Source organism: Chryseobacterium hagamense (assembly GCF_007991455.1).
GTDB classification, from domain to species: domain Bacteria; phylum Bacteroidota; class Bacteroidia; order Flavobacteriales; family Weeksellaceae; genus Chryseobacterium; species Chryseobacterium hagamense.
The window spans coordinates 44,391-59,274 of record NZ_BJYJ01000023.1; the positions used below are offsets into that span (position 1 = coordinate 44,391).

The following is a 14,884-nucleotide window of genomic DNA, read 5'->3' on the forward strand; positions in this document are numbered from 1 at the left end:
TTTCTATTTCCTGATACCGTAGGCCGCCAGTATTTTATTAAAAACTTCCGTATTTTCAAACAACCCTGTAAATTCTTTTGAATTCGGACCGTAAGCAAATACGCTGGAAGGCAGCGACGTGTGATCATTGGTGCTGAAGTTTCCGAACACCCAGCCTTCTTTCAGGCTTCCGTCCAGCAGGCTCAGCCCTCCGGTCTCATGATCGCCCAGTACCACCACCAGGGTCTCTTTATTTTCATCGGCAAATTTCATGGCTTTTCCCACGACCTCATCGAAATCCAGCAGTTCGGTAACCAGCTGCCCGATGTTATTGCTATGTCCTCCTCCATCGGTCTGGGAAGCTTCCACCATCATGAAAAATCCTTTTTCATTGGATTTCAGGTTATTCAGGGTAAGATCAAAAGCGTCTGCCAGCCAGCTTCCTCTTCCGTCGGTCATCTTTCGGGACGCCAGCGGATCGACCACCAAAGTACGGCCTTTGACTTTCGCTGCTGATTTCAAATCGTGGTAGATGTTAATTTTTGCATCCCTGAATTTCTGTTCCGTTTCTTCTGTTAATCCGCTGGAGGGTCCGCCGATCAGGATTCTGGTTTTGGAAGCAATAAAATCTTTCAGAATAGGCTCCGAACTGTTCCGGTTATCCGAATGGGCATAAAAGTCTGCCGGTGTGGCATCGGTAACATCTCCGGTGGAAATCAGTCCGGAAACCATCCCTTTCTCAGCAATAATATCGGGGATCTGGGCTAAAGGTATTCCTGCCTCATCTACTCCCACAAAGGTATTCCTGGTTTTCATACCGGTTGCAAAAGCGGTAGATCCCGGCGCCGAATCGGTAATATATGCGTTAAAGGAACTGGTTTTGGATAATCCCGTAGCCTTCATGTTAAAGACATTTAGCTTTCCTCTGTTAGCCGTGAACGCAGCATAATACTGGGGCAGAGAAGTTCCGTCCGGGATCAGCAGGATGACATTTTTTACTTTTTTGCTGATTCCGTCCGTCTTATAAGTCGGCGTGTAGGTGCTATATTCTTTTGTGTTTTTATAAAAGTTTTTCGGAATCGCATTCAGGAATTTTTTAAGATCCGGAATGTGATCGGTGTTGATGTAATCCACTCCGAGATCCATGAGGTTTACCCAGGCGTTTGTAAAGTCAGGGGCTCCGTAAAAACGGACGGGCTTATTCCGGGCATGTGCCTTTTCAACAACCTTTCTGATCTTTGCCGTTTCCTCATCTCTCGGAATTCCTTTTCCGCTCCATTTCACCAGGGTTCCGAAATCCGAGCTGAACATCCCTACTTTTTTCAGCTGATCTGCAGTATAATTTTGCTCCGGGTCACCATCGAAGTACAGGTAATCCGGGTAGTTTCTAAAATCTTCCGGCTTCGGCCGGTCTCCCGTAATAACAATTTTGATTTCGGGATTCCCTGTAATTTCGGGATACTTTTTTAATTCATTGACTAAAGCTGTCAGACTTGCCGCAGCCTCTTTTTTAATATCGATCAGCAGCTGAAGCTTCTGAGGATTGCCGGAATAGACATGACCTTTGTTTAATTTTATCTGCCTTGAAATATTGCTCAGATACAGATTATCCAGGGTCCGGTCCGGAGACAGGTCTTTTTCCGTATGGGCTACCCACAATCGGTCCTTCACAAGAAAAACGTCGGCTTCCACGGATCCGAAATGTGCATAGTAGGCATCCCAGAAAGGGACATCCTGCATGTAATCGTTATGTGAATGCGCGTTGGCCGTGCTGTAGTTCAGATAATTCTGTGCATGGTTCCCGGACCAGATCCCTAACGCCAAGACCATGCAAATTTTCAATACCTTCATAATATTTTCTGAAAAGCCCTATCAGAACAGGATATCCGTGATGACAGGGGTTAACTTTATTTAAATTAAATGTTTACCAGCCTTCGTTCTGTTTGATAACCCCTTTGCTGTTTACGATCTCCACCTGCGGAACGGCCCAGACGTTATGTACCGATGGATTGAAGTTCCGGGCGGCCCAGACCGTCTGTCCGTTGATCCCATGCAGCGGTTTTGCATAATTGGCCTGTGCATCGCCCCAACGCACAAGATCGCGGTGACGGTCTGCCCATTCGCCGGCAAGCTCACAACGTCTTTCATGCTTCAGGTCTGCCAGGGTACATCCTGTTTTCGGAGCTAGGCCTGCACGGACTCTGATCCTGTTGATTTCCTGGTCGGCATTCTGGCCCATCATCAGCAAAGCTTCCGCTTTGATCAGGATCACCTCAGCATAGCGCATGATCGGAACTGCAAGATCAGTACATGGGTAATCTCCGTTGGCACTTACATGCCCGCTGTTCAGCGGATATTTAAAAGCGTCCATGTATTTATTGAACTGGTAACCGGTAAGCGAATTGATGGAAGCATAGGTTCTTTCCGTACCGTTAAAGGTAAATTTATCGCCCAGTTTCAGGATCGTAGCGCTTCTTCGTAAGTCTCCCGTTTCATATTCATCATACAGCTCTTTCGTAGGCTGGAAATATCCCCATCCGTTGTACTGTCCCCAGCCTTTGTTTTCCAGCATTACTCCCGGGAGGATGCTTCCAACGGAATTGAACTTGGTTGTCCCCGGTACCGACCAGATGTACTCGGAACTGTAATTGTTTTCCGCCTTGAAGACATCCGAATAGTTTGTCAAAAGGTTCCTGTTCCCTTTGGTCATCACTTCATTGGCCCAGAAAGCCGCATTCTGCCAGTCTTTCATAAACAGGTAAACTTTCGCCAGCAAAGCCCATGCTGCTGCTTTATGCGGCCTGCCGTAATCTTTTGCAGGAAGCTGTTCCTGGTACGGAAGCAGGTCAGCAGCTTTTTTCAGGTCCTGAACGATATAATTGTAATTTTCCGTCACATTTGCTGCCCTCGGAACGGGATTGGGATCCGGATCTTTAGTACGGTCTACAATCGGAACGCCGGCTTTTTCGTTCCCATAGTTATAGGCCAGCTCGAAATACATTCTGCTGCTCATAAACAGTGCTTCTCCCAGATACTTGTTTTTTACCGCCGTTGATGTCTGGATGTTGTCGATATTCCGGATGACCCGGTTGGCGACTCCGATCACGGTATATCTTTTATTCCATTGGGTTTCGAGGTCTCCTGCAGCGATATAATTGCTGCTGAAATTTTTGGCATTATCGGGTTCACTCTTTGATCTTCCCGTTACCATATCATCACTGGCATTGATGAACCAGAAAAGGCCTCTTCCGTAAAATTCACTGTCTGCAAGCGGCCTGTACATCGCATTGGCTCCTGTGATGAGGTCATTTTCCGTTTTCCAGAAACTTGCTTCGGTAGGCGTTCCTTCCGGCTGAACATCGAGTTCTTCCGTACAGGACAACAGCATTACAGCGATTCCTGATATTAAAAATATTTTATTGAAAATTTTCATTTTTCTTTTTTTAATGGTTAAAAAATTATAATCCGACTTCTACCCCGAAAATAAATGAACGGGCCTGCGGATACCTTCCGGTATCCACTCCATACGAGTTCATTCCCACTTCAGGGTCAAAGCCTGTATATTTTGTAATGGTAAAAAGATTGTTCGTCGTAATATAGATTCTCAGCTTAGTGATGTCCAGTCTTTTATAAAGGTCTTTCGGCAGCGAATATCCGATGGTAAGATTTTTCAGCCGTACATAAGATCCGTCTTCCACATAAAAATCCGAAACTTTGGAATAGTTTCCACTCGGATCGCCCTGTACCAGCCTTGGAATATTGGTATCCGTATTTTGTGGCGTCCATGCGTTCAGGATATCGCGGTCCATATTATAGTTTTGTCCTGTTCCTCCCGGGTTCAGTGAAACAAACTTAAACCCGTTGAAGATTTTGTTTCCGTAAACACCCTGGAAGAATAGATTCAGATCAAAGTTTTTCCACGTCATATTATAGGATAGTCCATAAGAAAACTTAGGATACGGGCTTCCGAGATTCACGAAGTCATTGTTGTTGAGGGTTCCCGTATTGCCGTCTTTCTTCAGGAATTTGATATCTCCCGGCCTGGCATTCGGCTGGATGAGGTTTCCGTTGGCATCTTTATAATTGTTGATTTCTTCCTGCGACTGAAAAATCCCTCCCGTCCGGTAGCCGTAGAACGAATACAAAGGATCGCCTACTTTTACCCTTGTGGGTTTTAAAACCCCTCTTACGCCATTATCATTAATAAAGATCTCATCTACGCCCGCCAACTGTTTCACCGTGTTTTTTAACTGACTGAATACCGCTCCGATCGAGTAGTTAAAATCTCCGGTAGCTTTGCTGTTATAATTGATTCCCAGTTCATACCCTTTGTCCTCGAATAATCCGGCATTTACGTATTGGTTGGAATAGGTTGAGGTGCTTGGAAGGCTTACGTTAAAGATCTGATCCCTCGAATTTTTAATAAAATAATCAAACTGTACCGAAAGGCTGTTGTGCAGGAAAGAAGCATCCACCCCAAAGTCTGTCTGCTCGGATTTCCCCCATTTCAGATCCGGATTGGGGCGTGTTGTCGCATAATAGGCAATATTCTGGGAAGGATCCTGTCCGAAGACCACATTGTTGTATCGGGTCATCAGCGGATTCACTGCCTGGGATGAAATACCTCCCAGATTCCCCAGGATTCCGTAGCTTCCCCTGACCTTGAGATTGGAAAGCCCGCTAATACCCTGCATGAAATTTTCTTTGGTTACCACCCATGCTCCGGACACTGCGTAGTAATTGGCAAAACGGTTCTGTTGGGCTACAAGCGAAGAGCCGTCCCGTCTTCCCAGGGCACTTACAATATATTTACCGGCATAATCGTAATTTACCCTGGCCAGATAAGATACCAAAGACTGTTTATAGCGGTAGCTGGAAATATCTTTATTGGTATCGGCTGCATTCTGAAGATACTGGAACGTTTCCGATTCACTTCTGAAATCATAAGCTTTTGCCATAAAACCGTCATCGATGGTCTTCTGGAAGGTAAATCCGGTTAGGAAATCCAGGTTATGCCTGCCTGCTGTGAGCTTGTAGGTAAGAATCTGCTCTGCAAGAGCGGTAGAAGAATTGTTGGACTGGTACTCCAGGCTATTGGTATCGAATATTTTACCCACCTCCAGAACCCGTGCTGTGAAATTCTTCACACTGCCGATCCTGAAGGTCTGTGAAAAGTTGGAACGAAACTTCAGGTCTTTTGCCAACGTGATTTCTGCATAGGGGTTGATCAGGATTTCATGAGTCGGGTTTCTGATGTTGATTCTCTGAAGATAAGCCACCGGATTGATGACATCCCCATAGCCTCCGGCCACATCCACCGGCAGTCCCGAATAAGCACCTGACGGCGTATATACGGAAACGTTGGGCGGATAATACATAGCAGCGACTAAAGCTCCGGTATAAGCACTCCGGGTATCGGCAGAATTTCCGTCGGAATAATTATAATACATATTTTCACCCATGGTCAGCCATTCTTTCACTTTATGCTCGGAATTGACTCTGAAATTGTATCTCTTGGCCTGGGTATTCAATAAAATCCCTTCCAGATTCCGGTGGTTCATGCCTACAAAATATCTGGATTTCTCATTTCCTCCGCTCAGGTTTACATTATATTCCTGGATGGCACCGGTATGGAAAATCTCCTTCATCCAGTCGGTTCTTGTTATTCTGCCGTCCGGATACAGAGCCGGGTTGAAAGCCATAGGTAAACTGTTCAGTTTGCCCGCATTTTCATAGGCTTTGTACATGACGTCCTGGAATTCGGCGGCATTTAAGGCTTCCCTGATCTTCCATGCCTGGTTCAATCCGTATTTTACATCAAAATCTACCGTCAGGGTTCCTTTCTTTCCTTTTTTGGTGGTAATGAGAATAACCCCTCCTGATGACCGTGCCCCGTAGATGGCAGCCGAGGCATCTTTAAGTACGGAAATATCCTGAATATCATTGGGATTGACAGAAGGGGTTCCGTTAAAAACCACCCCGTCCACCACATACAGCGGTGTTTCTCCGTTAATCCCTCCCAAACCCCGGATATTCACCCGCGGCGTTCCGTTGGGATCACCACCTTCATTCACTACGGTGACCCCGGGTGCTTTTCCCTGAAGCACTTCACCTACTCCGGATAATGATCTGGAAGTCAGTTTATCCAATGAAGCTTCCGTAACCGCTCCCGATACTTTGCTTTTTTTCTGTGTTCCGTATCCCACAACCACAACTTCATCCAGGCTTTTTTCTTTTAAGCTGTCTTTTTTCTGAGCCAGAAATAGTGGTGAGGCGGTGATGGCACCAATAAGTAATACCCTCCCCGTAAAATAATTTACCGAGATGGGGATTTTAAATACATTCATAAAATCCTTGATTTAAGCTGATGCAAAATTAAAACAGCCCTTCCTCAGGGATCATTAAGGTTATATTGTGCTTTTATTAAAAAATTTATTCCAGTTGACCAGGATTAAGCTACCACAAAAATTAAAAGATTCTGTATCAATACGATATACAATCAAGATAATTATTTTTCCTGAATACACTCCGGGATAGACATTAATTTTATTTTAAGCTTATTATCCGACTGATTACCTAGACTAAAATATTTCGGAAAAAAGATTCACCGGGCTTTATTTTGGGATGAATAAATGAAGGAGTTCCGTTTTCTTTTTCTACATTTGCTGAAGCTGGATTTTGTTTGAATTCTGCTTATAATTAATCATTTAAAGCAGGGAAAAATTCGTTTATTTCCTCTTCAGATCAATATTTTAATTAATCATGTCAAAGACCATCATCATCACAGGAACTTCATCGGGAATCGGTTTTGTACTGGCCGAATATTTCGGCAAGAAAGGCCATAAAGTTTACGGGCTGAGCCGGAAGCATACCGAAAGTTCTTATTTCAAATCGATTCCGACGGATGTTACGGATAATAATGCCGTACAGCAAGCCATTGCCGAAGTTTTGAAAACGGAAAGCAGAATCGATGTCCTGATCAACAATGCAGGAATGGGGATGGTAGGTGCCGTGGAAGATTCTTCAAAAGAGGATATTTTAAAACTCTTCAATCTGAATCTCGTAGGTGCGGTGCAGATGATGAGTGCCGTAATGCCGAAAATGCGGGAAAACCAATTTGGTCAGATCATCAATGTTTCCAGTATCGGAAGCGAAATGGGACTGCCCTTCAGAGGATTCTATTCCGCTTCGAAATCAGCATTGGATAAAGTGACGGAAGCCATGCGGTATGAAGTTTACCCCTGGAACGTGTATGTGTGCTCACTGCACTTAGGCGATATCAAAACCAATATTGCTGAAAACCGGGTTCGCACGAAAGTTTCAGAGCCTTACAAAAGTGTTTTTGATAAAGTATATGCCCTGATGAATTCCCATGTCGGCGACGGCACGGAACCTCTTGAAGTAGCGGAATATGTGGATCAGCTTTTAACCAAAAAGACCTGGAAAGCCCACTACTATTTCGGTAAATTCGGACAGAAAATAGGCGTTCCCCTGAAATGGATTCTTCCCCAGGGAACTTACGAGAATTTAATGAAGAAATATAATAAAATGGCGTAAATTCAGTTATTTAAACAAATCTAATCCCAATGATTTTAAACCATAAGGCTACCGGTAAATTAAATAAATGATCAGTAATTGCATAATGGTTTAAAAATTTAAAGTTTGAAACTCTTTCTGAAAATATTTTTTGTACTGTTTTGCGTTTTCGTTCATGCGCAGAAGAAGCATTATTTCCTTACCGATTCGGAAACAAAAGTAAAAAAGAAGGTAAAAGATTCTGCGTCTGCCGTTAAATTCCTGGATTCCCTGGCTCAAACCAACTATTTTTTCACACAGCTGAAAGAAGTCCGGAAGAAAGGCGACAGCACAGAAATTGTTTACGATAAGGGAAAAAATTTTAACCAGACTTACGTCAGCCTTTCGGATTCCATCGTCCGGCAAACAAAAATTCAGAAAGAATTTTTCACAAAAAATTTAGATTCTACCAAAAAAAGCATCAACAAAAGCTACATCAATGACGGTTTCGCCTTCAGCAGGATCAAATCGAAATATAAAGGCCAGAAAAACGGCTATCCTGTGGTGGAACTTGATATCAGTAAAAATAACAAGAGGACGATCGATGGTTTCGTTGTAAAAGGATACACCAGCGTTCCTAAAAGATTTATTAAAAATCTTGAAAAGGAATTCAAGGGAAAAACCTATGAAGACAAAAATCTGGTCGCCATTAATAAAAGTTTCCAGAGCCACCAGTTTGTAACGCTGGAACGGCCGCCTCAGACTTTGTTTACCAAAGATTCCACGAGCATCTATCTGTTCATGGAGAAGAAAAAGACCAACAGCTTCGACGGGGTCATCGGATTCGGAAACGATAAGACCGATAAATTTACATTAAACGGTACACTGAACGTGAACTTCAGGAATATTTTCAACGGTTTCGAAACGGTAAATTTATACTGGCAGAGAAACCCGGACAAAGGGCAGACTTTCGACCTTCAGACGGATATTCCCTATCTTTTCAAATCGAATGTCGGTCTGAACATGAAGGTAAATATTTTCCGCCAGGATTCCACTTTTGCCAATGTAAAAGCGCTTCCTGCGTTTTATTACCACATCAATTCCCGGAATAAAATCGGGTTCAGGGGAACGTTTGAAAGCTCCAGCATTATCGATACTCTGTATGTACAGGGAAAAGATTACAACAAAAAAGGAATCGGGATCTGGTTTGAAATGATAGAACCTACCGATATTGACCTATTCCTTTACAAAACGAAAATCAACGGGGGATATGATTACCTGACAACAACTTATACCAAAGACAATATCAGAGCGCCGCAGAACCAGTTCTACTTCTTCGGGGAGCATAATTACCACATCAACGGAAACCATTTCCTCAACATCAAGGCGGAAGGTGCGATGATGGATTCCAAAATCGATTTTTCCGCCAATGAGCTGTACCGCTTCGGGGGATGGAATTCCATGCGGGGCTTCAATGAAAATTCCCTCGCCGCCGATTTCTATTATTACGGAGGTCTGGAATACCGTTACCTGATCGGCAGCCAGGCTTTCTTTGATCTCTTCGGGCAATACGGCCAGCTCAATAACAAATCGCTGAATGTAAAACCTAAGCTTTACAGTGTGGGACTCGGCTTCAATTTCTTCATTCCGATCGGCCTGATGAGCTTCCAGCTCTCCAACGGGAACGAATTCGGAAATCCTTTTAAATTCAATGATATTAAAATCCATTGGGGAATTCTAAGCCGGTTTTAACCGATCCCAATACGAAAAGCTTCCAGCTTATTCTTAAATTTTACCGTTATGAACAACCGGCAGGACACGAAAGCCTGAAATATCTTTCAATGAAAAATATATAAATTTACACTACACTGTGAAAAATATGCAATGAAGTGATTTTAATCATATTCTGATCATGTGATTTAGTGGTAATATTCCTGAAAATTCAGCCCTGACTATTTCATCAATTAGTTGATATCTAAAGCGTAAGGAGAATTTAATGTTAAAAAACTTTTATATAATACCAAATTTTATTAATTTCATCAAACTAAATATATCACCATGGAAAGATTTAAATTCACCTTAGCTTTGTCTTTCGCTGCACTGAGTGCAACTGCCCATCTTAGCGCACAGGATACCAACACAGACAACCACACCATCACCATTTCCGTTCCGGAAGTCGCGCTGGTAGACATCGAACCGGCGGCCACCAAAAACATTACCCTGGGATTCACAGCCCCCACGGAAGCCGGTAATCCGGTAGCAGCCAATGCGGCTAATAATACCCTATGGCTTAACTACTCCTCCATTAAATCCGTTGCCGATCCTACCCGTAACGTTTCCGTAAAATTAAATGCCGTTGTTCCGGGAGTTGATATCCGTGTAACCGCAGCAGCGGCTACCGGTGCAGGCGGAGGAACCCTTGGAACTCCGGCTGCCCAGCTGACTTTAAGTGCTGCCGACCAGACGATCATTTCAGGAATAGGAAGTGCCTATACCGGAAACGGTGCCAATAACGGCCATAACCTGACGTACTCCCTGGCGCCCGGCAGCGGGCCCGGAGGTGTTGCCGCTTATGCTGACCTGCAGGCAACGGCAACCACGGTAGCTACAGTTACCTATACCATTTCAGACAACTAGTTATACATTGATTCAGGTCTGAATTAGTAGGAGCTCCATACGGCTTCTACAGGATTTCATTGCCTTACCCTTAACCCAACCTTATATGAATATAATAAAGCATCTTCTGTTGCTGATTACTGTTTTTTCTCATTTTTCTTTTTTACAGGCTGGAATTGTAGTCCTTAACGGGCTTTCCCATACCCATAAAGTGGAAAACGGAAAGGTTTACCGGGGGAGTATTGCCTTGGAAAACAATGGAAACAAGCTGCAGAATGTCAAACTTTTTCTTCAGGATTTCACCTATCATTCGGACGGAACCATTCATTATTCAGCACCGGATAGCCATACCAGGACCAACTCCGGCTGGATCAGGATGAATACGAATCTGGTGATCCTTAAAGCAAAAGAAAAAACGGAAATCGTTTATGAAATTACCGTTCCGGATCAGGTATCCGGTCCCGGCAGCTATTGGAGCGTCATTATGGTAGAGCCTGTAGAAGAAATAAAACCGGATGAAAACAGGCATGGAGTGAGTATTACTTCGGTAATCCGGTATGCCGTCCAGGTAATAACGGATATCAATACCGAAAGAGCAAAGCCTGATTTACAGTTTGAAGGTATAAAGTTGGGAAAAGAAAACGGAAAGAGGTTTCTGAATGTGGCTATTGCCAACAAAGGAAATCTCTACTGCAAACCAACGGTTACCGTAGAGATTTACAATAAAACCACTGGACAAAAAACAGGTACTTTTTCCAGTCTGGCTATGGGCTTATTGCCGCAGACTTCAAAATCATTTCCCATTGATCTTGAAAAGACTCCTGCAGCAAAATACAATGCGGTTCTCATTGCCACCGATGAAGATGAAAATGCTTTTGCCCTGAATGTGGAACTAGAAGTAAAGGATGGTTAGAAAATGTATATTATATTTATTCATACTTTTTCCCGTATTTATCTTTTCGCAAAAAAAAGGTTTTGCCGACAATAAAGATGATCTGCGGCCGGGAACCACTACTTCCGTTTCCTTTACCATCGAAAACCCGGATGCCGCGATTAAAATCTATGACCTGCAGGTTATATCTGCAAGCCCGTTTATCATTCCGCTTATTACGACCGGATCAATAGAAATCCGGAGTTCCGGTAAGTATGTTTACATCGTTCCTTTAAAATTGGCTGCCGAAACTCCGCAGGGGTATTACACTGTAAGTTTAAAGGGCAGGGAGAAAAATACCGGAGAACAGTTTGAGAAGCATACCGAATTTACAGTTTCCGGTAAAAGACAAATTACAGTGACCGTTTTAGATGCTCCCGAATTCGTAAAAGCAGGAGAAATCATTACCGTTGCCTTTCTTTTAAAGAACACAGGGAATGTTACTGAAAACCTGATGCTGGAAAGCAAAAATGCGGTCATTGACCAAGCTGCAGCCATTGTTTTACGGGCAGGAGATGAAAAGATCATCAAAGTAATGAAAAATACGAGTCCGGATCTGCAGAAAAACGAATTTCAAAATGTAAACCTTTCGGTGTATGATACCGGTAATCCGAAGGAAAGTCAAAGCGCTTACAGCAGCACTCAGGTTATTGCCATAAATCCTGTAGAAGAAGACCTGTTCCACCGGCTGCCCGTTTCTTTTTCCGCGTCTTTCATCGGAATGCAGAACCGCGGGGAATATCAGGACGGATTTCAGGGTGAAATATATGGCAAAGGAAGCCTGGATAAAGACCAAAAAAATCTTGTGGAATTTCGTGCTGTCACTAAAAATCCTATAGAATTCAATTCTTTTACATCTTATGAAGAATATTTTGTGAATTATAAAAGGGATAATATTTTCGTTCATCTTGGTGATAAAAATTACTCATCTTCATTTCTTACGGAATATGCACGATACGGCCGGGGCGTGGAAATCCGGGTGGATGCTGAAAAATTCAGTTTCGGAGGATTCTACAACCATCCCAGGTTTTTCAGGGATATCCGAGATGAATTCAATGGGTATGCAAAATATAAAATAGCAAAAGAATCTGAAATTACTGCCGGGTACCTGTACAAAATTCCAAGACCGGAAAATGCAGGACTCAGTTTTTCAAATTTCAGGCTGGATTCGGATGCCCATCTGCCGTATGTGATGGGAAAATTTAAACTCAATAAAAATACAGAAATTTCCGGAGAAGCTTCTTACAGTCAAACTGCTGAAACGCATGGAAATGCTCTGATGATTCAGACCATTTTCAATTTTAATAAAATAAACGGCAATCTGATGTATATGCGGACCAGTCCGGAATATGCCGGATACTTTAATAATACGAGTACTTTTAACGGAAATTTCCAGTATCAGATTTTTAATAAAGTTAATATTATGGCCAATTACGTTCATGATGCTAAAAATTTTCAACGCGATACTGTATTTTTGGCTGCTCCGTACCGGAAATATCTCCAGTATGGAATCCAGTACCGGTATGCGAAACACGGCTCGATCATGCTTTATAATGGATTTCAGCGGTATGAAGACCGCCTGATGCCCAGAAAATTCGATTATGAAGAAAAGTTTTTCAGATTCAGCCTTGATCAGCAACTGGGAATTTTTCAGATCAATCTGCAGGGCCAGTCCGGCAAAACGGATAATCACCTTCTGGGCTTTTCCGGAAATTCCGGCTTTTATACGGCAACAGTCAGTTTTGAGAAATTCAGGACTTCATTCAATGTATTTGGGAGCTATGCGGTAACTTCGCGTTACCAACTTCCGAATCAGAAACAGGTCTATTATGGGGCACGAATATTAAGCCGCCTTTCTGATAAAACCAGCTTCAGCCTGTTTTATCAGAACAACTATATGCCTGAAGAATATTTTGCAGACCGGAATCTTTTCGAATTGCTGTTTCATCAGCAGATTGTTCCCGGTCATGAATTTGATCTTTCGGGAAGATATGCCCTGCAGCGTGGCGAATTGGAAAACAAAGATTTTATTTTCTCGCTCCGGTATACTTTACGTCTGAATGTACCGATTCAGAAAAAGGCAGAATATACCGGTTTATACGGAAACATCAGTAATCTCGGTGTTAAAAAAGTGGATGGCATCCGGCTGATGCTGGGAAATCATTTATCAGTTACTGACCGGAACGGGAATTTTGTATTTAAAAATATTGTTCCCGGCGATTATTTTCTTGAAATTGACCGTTCCACCATCCACATCAATGATATTGCCAATGTAACGCTGCCTGCTGCGCTACATCTGGGTAATCAGGAAAACATCTACAATTTCGGACTTACGGAAGCAGCAGCAATCCATGGAAGAATTGAGTATTCCGAAACCGGTGCGGAAAGTTTTGTCCATATACCGGCTGCAAAAGATAAAAAGAAAAAAGAAAACCTTATTGTAGAAGCATCGGATGGTGAACTTACGTACCGGAAAATAGTGGCTTTGGGAGCATATTTTGATTTTACCTATCTCCGCCCAGGCGAATGGAAAGTAAAGATTTACCGGAACGGCCTTGATAAAAAATATAAAATTCCGGTTGAGCATTATGATTTACACTTACAACCTGCAGAAGCTAAAAAAATTATATTTAATGTTGTAAAACAGCAGACTGAAATCAGGTATCAGCAGGAATCCATCCGCGTGAGCTATAATGAATGCACAAAACAAAGATAATATGGTAAAACTGATATTTCTTTCCGCACTGTTATTATCCGTTCAAATCTTTTCACAGACTACCGGAAGCCGAACCGTTACCTTAACGCTTCCTGTAGTAACCTTAATGGATATAGAACCTGCCGGCACCATCGCCTTTAATTACACCGCCCCCACCGAAGCAGGAAATGCCATAACTGTTCCCGCATCCAATACTACCAAATGGATTAACTATACTTCTGCCATTACAGCTTCTGGAATTGCAAGGAGAATCACCGCTTCCATTAACCAGATTATCCCGGGAACCGATATCAGAATTCAGGCAGCTGCTGCTTCAGGATCCGGCGGCGGCACTTTAGGAATTCCTTCGGCACAGGTTATATTAACAACGGCCGCACAGACCATCATCAGTGGGATCGGCGGAGCATTTACAGGAAACGGTGCCAATAACGGCCATCAGCTAACCATTACTTTATCAAATAATACGTATGCTAATATAGCGGCCCGGACAAACACGCCTATTGTTATCACTTATACCATAACTGAATGATATGCTTTTATTTTTAAAAAAATATATAAAAAAAATTACCTTATCTGTTCTTCTACTGATATGTTGGGAAATAAAGTCACAACGGACCCTGACGGTCGACGGAACAAACTGGCTTTTAAATATTCCTGTCATTACAGAAGCCGGAAATAATTATGCAGGGACTTATGAAAGTGCAGCAAATGAAATTCTGTTGACGGCAACTGTCCCACTGCTTTTGGGAAGCGGAAAAGTGAGCATACATTATGAAGCCAACCCTTTATGGAATTCAAGCCTCGTTCTGAATGCCCGGCGAACCGGTAACGGAACAACCTCATGTGCTGCCTGTACGATTACCGGCGGCACAAACTATACCATTGTCCCTTTAGCCACAGACGTTGAATTGTTCCGGATTACTGCAGTTCTTGCCTTAGCTTCCTATACTAACATCCCGGTTCAGCTGCAATTAACCGGCGTATCCGTCACCATTCCTGCCGCAACTTACAGCAGCCGCATTGTTTTTACTATAAGTGCCCTTTAAGTTGAAGAACAGGTAAGAGACAATCAGCAATCAGCAATCAGCAATCAGCAATTAGCAATTAGCAATTAGCAATTAGCAATT

The 14,884-nt window shown here is 43.0% G+C and carries 10 protein-coding genes; 7 read left to right on the forward strand and 3 right to left on the reverse strand.

Annotation, left to right across the window (positions count from 1 at the left end; genetic code table 11):
- Positions 1–3: 3 nt before the first annotated feature.
- The 3 genes from CHA01nite_RS16195 to CHA01nite_RS16205 form a co-directional block, all read right to left on the reverse strand.
- Positions 4–1,809 (reverse strand): alkaline phosphatase, encoded by a 1,806-nt coding sequence (locus tag CHA01nite_RS16195; RefSeq protein WP_228458437.1) that lies wholly within the window; start codon positions 1,807–1,809, stop codon positions 4–6.
- 94 nt (positions 1,810–1,903) lie between these two features.
- The gene (locus CHA01nite_RS16200; RefSeq protein ID WP_146943253.1) at positions 1,904–3,412 is read right to left on the reverse strand and encodes a RagB/SusD family nutrient uptake outer membrane protein; all 1,509 of its coding nucleotides are present in this window, start codon (positions 3,410–3,412) and stop codon (positions 1,904–1,906) included.
- A 25-nt stretch (positions 3,413–3,437) separates the two neighbouring features.
- Positions 3,438–6,326, reverse strand: a complete 2,889-nt coding sequence (locus CHA01nite_RS16205; RefSeq protein ID WP_146943255.1) for a SusC/RagA family TonB-linked outer membrane protein — start codon at positions 6,324–6,326, stop codon at positions 3,438–3,440.
- A 415-nt stretch (positions 6,327–6,741) separates the two neighbouring features.
- Here CHA01nite_RS16205 and CHA01nite_RS16210 point away from each other — a divergent pair, with 415 nt between their 5' ends.
- The 7 genes from CHA01nite_RS16210 to CHA01nite_RS16240 all read left to right on the forward strand — a co-directional run bounded on the left by CHA01nite_RS16210 (position 6,742) and on the right by CHA01nite_RS16240 (position 14,803).
- The gene (locus tag CHA01nite_RS16210; RefSeq protein ID WP_146943257.1) at positions 6,742–7,536 is read left to right on the forward strand and encodes an SDR family oxidoreductase; all 795 of its coding nucleotides are present in this window, start codon (positions 6,742–6,744) and stop codon (positions 7,534–7,536) included.
- A 105-nt stretch (positions 7,537–7,641) separates the two neighbouring features.
- Positions 7,642–9,246 (forward strand): BamA/TamA family outer membrane protein, encoded by a 1,605-nt coding sequence (locus CHA01nite_RS16215; RefSeq protein ID WP_146943259.1) that lies wholly within the window; start codon positions 7,642–7,644, stop codon positions 9,244–9,246.
- Between the two features lie 306 nt (positions 9,247–9,552).
- Complete coding sequence (locus CHA01nite_RS16220) at positions 9,553–10,131, forward strand: hypothetical protein (protein ID WP_146943261.1); 579 nt, start codon at positions 9,553–9,555, stop codon at positions 10,129–10,131.
- A gap of 85 nt (positions 10,132–10,216) precedes the next feature.
- The gene (locus tag CHA01nite_RS16225) at positions 10,217–11,023 is read left to right on the forward strand and encodes a WxL protein host-binding domain-containing protein (protein ID WP_146943263.1); all 807 of its coding nucleotides are present in this window, start codon (positions 10,217–10,219) and stop codon (positions 11,021–11,023) included.
- Positions 11,016–13,757 carry a COG1470 family protein gene (locus tag CHA01nite_RS16230; protein WP_146943265.1) on the forward strand — a complete coding sequence of 914 codons (2,742 nt, stop codon included), beginning with the start codon at positions 11,016–11,018 and terminating at the stop codon, positions 13,755–13,757. Before CHA01nite_RS16225 ends, CHA01nite_RS16230 begins: the two co-directional genes overlap by 8 nt.
- A gap of 1 nt (position 13,758) precedes the next feature.
- Complete coding sequence (locus tag CHA01nite_RS16235; RefSeq protein ID WP_146943267.1) at positions 13,759–14,286, forward strand: hypothetical protein; 528 nt, start codon at positions 13,759–13,761, stop codon at positions 14,284–14,286.
- A 1-nt stretch (position 14,287) separates the two neighbouring features.
- On the forward strand, positions 14,288–14,803 hold the full coding sequence (locus tag CHA01nite_RS16240) for a hypothetical protein (RefSeq protein WP_174771835.1): 516 nt from the start codon (positions 14,288–14,290) through the stop codon (positions 14,801–14,803).
- Positions 14,804–14,884: the final 81 nt, after the last annotated feature.

What these genes read in the sequence shown, in the direction of transcription:
- CHA01nite_RS16195 (WP_228458437.1), bottom strand. Translation starts at nt 1,809, where the DNA reads ATGGTCTTGGCGTTAGGGATCTGGTCCGGGAACCATGCACAGAATTAT.
- CHA01nite_RS16200 (WP_146943253.1), bottom strand. Translation starts at nt 3,412, where the DNA reads ATGAAAATTTTCAATAAAATATTTTTAATATCAGGAATCGCTGTAATG.
- CHA01nite_RS16205 (WP_146943255.1), bottom strand. Translation starts at nt 6,326, where the DNA reads ATGAATGTATTTAAAATCCCCATCTCGGTAAATTATTTTACGGGGAGG.
- CHA01nite_RS16210 (WP_146943257.1), top strand. Translation starts at nt 6,742, where the DNA reads ATGTCAAAGACCATCATCATCACAGGAACTTCATCGGGAATCGGTTTT.
- CHA01nite_RS16220 (WP_146943261.1), top strand. Translation starts at nt 9,553, where the DNA reads ATGGAAAGATTTAAATTCACCTTAGCTTTGTCTTTCGCTGCACTGAGT.
- CHA01nite_RS16225 (WP_146943263.1), top strand. Translation starts at nt 10,217, where the DNA reads ATGAATATAATAAAGCATCTTCTGTTGCTGATTACTGTTTTTTCTCAT.
- CHA01nite_RS16230 (WP_146943265.1), top strand. Translation starts at nt 11,016, where the DNA reads ATGGTTAGAAAATGTATATTATATTTATTCATACTTTTTCCCGTATTT.
- CHA01nite_RS16235 (WP_146943267.1), top strand. Translation starts at nt 13,759, where the DNA reads ATGGTAAAACTGATATTTCTTTCCGCACTGTTATTATCCGTTCAAATC.
- CHA01nite_RS16240 (WP_174771835.1), top strand. Translation starts at nt 14,288, where the DNA reads ATGCTTTTATTTTTAAAAAAATATATAAAAAAAATTACCTTATCTGTT.